Source organism: Pseudonocardia sp. EV170527-09, assembly GCF_008369905.1.
In the GTDB taxonomy this organism is placed as follows: Bacteria; Actinomycetota; Actinomycetes; order Mycobacteriales; family Pseudonocardiaceae; genus Pseudonocardia.
The window spans coordinates 1-1,751 of record NZ_VRMC01000222.1; the positions used below are offsets into that span (position 1 = coordinate 1).

The following is a 1,751-nucleotide window of genomic DNA, read 5'->3' on the forward strand; positions in this document are numbered from 1 at the left end:
TCTGCGCTGGCGCCGGGTTCGACGACGACGAGTAGGCCGCGGTCTCGGGCCCAGGCCAGGACTCGGGAGACTGTGCGTTCGGCGCGGTCACCAGCAGCGCCCAGGCGTTGTGTGGTGAGTCCGGTGATCAGGCCGGTCTCCCAGTCCATATGGCACACCAGTCTCCGCAGGATCGCCGACCAGCTACGCCGCTTGTCTGAACGCCACTCCTCGTCGTCGACGAGGCGGGCGACGTAGTCGAGGGCCTCGCGCTGGGCGGTCAGGACCCGGTACTCCCGGTCGATGAAGTTGCGCCAGCCCGGGTGCGGCCCGAACCCAGCGCGGTGCCGGGCTCGGGCCCGGGCAACACCACGCGCACGCGCCCGTCTGCTGGGAGGCAGGGCACGGTGTGGCCGTCCGGGGCCGCTGGTCGGCCCGACTCGACCCCTCGCGGCCCGGCCGCGAGGGGTGCGGCGCGGGGCGGCCGGTGTGCGGACGCCGAAGGCGTCGATGGGTGGTTGCTCGCCGAGTGGGAGCTGGTGGAGCAGGCAGAGCTGGGAGGAGCCGGAGGCCAGGGTGAAGGCGCCGTGCTCGTAGCACAGAGTGCAGAACCCGGTGCCCGCTGCTGGCGAGCGCTCTGATTCTGGGCACGACGAACTTACCCCGTGTCTGTGGTGGTCGGCTTCCGGCCCAGGGTGTATCCTGGACACGCGAAAGCGCCCCTTCTTCGAAGGTGGGGGAATGGGCCCCGGTTCGCCGGGGTTACGGCGTCAGGCGGGTGCTGGACCGGCTGACGCGAGAACGAACCGAGGCGGCCCCTGTGTGGGGCCGCCTCGTTCTCGTTATGAGGCCTTGCTCAGAGGCAGCTCCAGTTCGTCTCCACGACTGCGCTGACTCTTCGGCAGGCAGTATTCGGGAACGGAAAGGCCAAGGGCCTCCCCAAAGATCCTGGTCACCGCCTCGCCGACACCGACGCCGTCACGCGCGGCTATGGCCTCGGCGACCTCGCGCATGTGGCGGGGGAGTCGGACGTTCGTCGGAACCCGGTCTCCTCGATGCGGTTGCGGCATGGAGTGTTTGTACCCCAAGCGGAGCAGCCGAGGGTGCCGCCACGCCGAACCCGGACCGGTTTCCACTTCTTCCCGGCACGCGTCGGTGGTGCTGCATGGCATCGCGTTCACTCGTAGCCGAGCCCCTCGTCGGTGTCGTGGCTCTGTCCTTGGCCGTCGAGGTCTTGGGAGCGCTGTTGTTGGTATCCGACATCGTCCCGAGCGGTCGTCAGGGCTTGATGCTGAGTCGAGTCCGTAGAAGTGCCACGAGCCGAGTGCCGGGGGGCGGCCTCTTGCTGGATCAGACGTTCGGCGAGTAGCTCGTCGCCGATGGTCTTGGCCAGTTTGCAGCCATCTCGACGGTCCGATCCCTCCGGTGCTGGGGTGTGTCGGTCATCCCTGGTGCGCGCCGGTGTCGCCGCCGTCCGGTCGGTGCCGGGGGATATCCCAGGGCATCGCGGCGAGGACTTCGTCGACCGGACGCAGTCGGAGCTCGGCGAGCAGCTGGCGGGAGTCATCGTAGTTCAGCCGGGTGACCTCGTCCCAAGCAGGGACGCTGTAGCGGCCGAGAGTCCAGTGCAGGTCGACGCGCGTCAGCGACTCCGGCCCGGTCGGGTCGGCGCTGGAGAGCTCGCCGTGGTGCACCTGTCCGCGTACGGGCTCTGATGTCGCTGTAGGTACGAGCTGGTTTGTCGTTGGTCCGGCGCGTCGGACCGAAGATCA

1 protein-coding gene is annotated in these 1,751 nt (G+C 69.0%); it reads right to left on the reverse strand.

The features are described from left to right. Positions 1-1,421 precede the first annotated feature (1,421 nt). Complete coding sequence (locus tag FVA95_RS28570) at positions 1,422-1,673, reverse strand: hypothetical protein (RefSeq protein WP_149666881.1); 252 nt, start codon at positions 1,671-1,673, stop codon at positions 1,422-1,424. Positions 1,674-1,751: the final 78 nt, after the last annotated feature.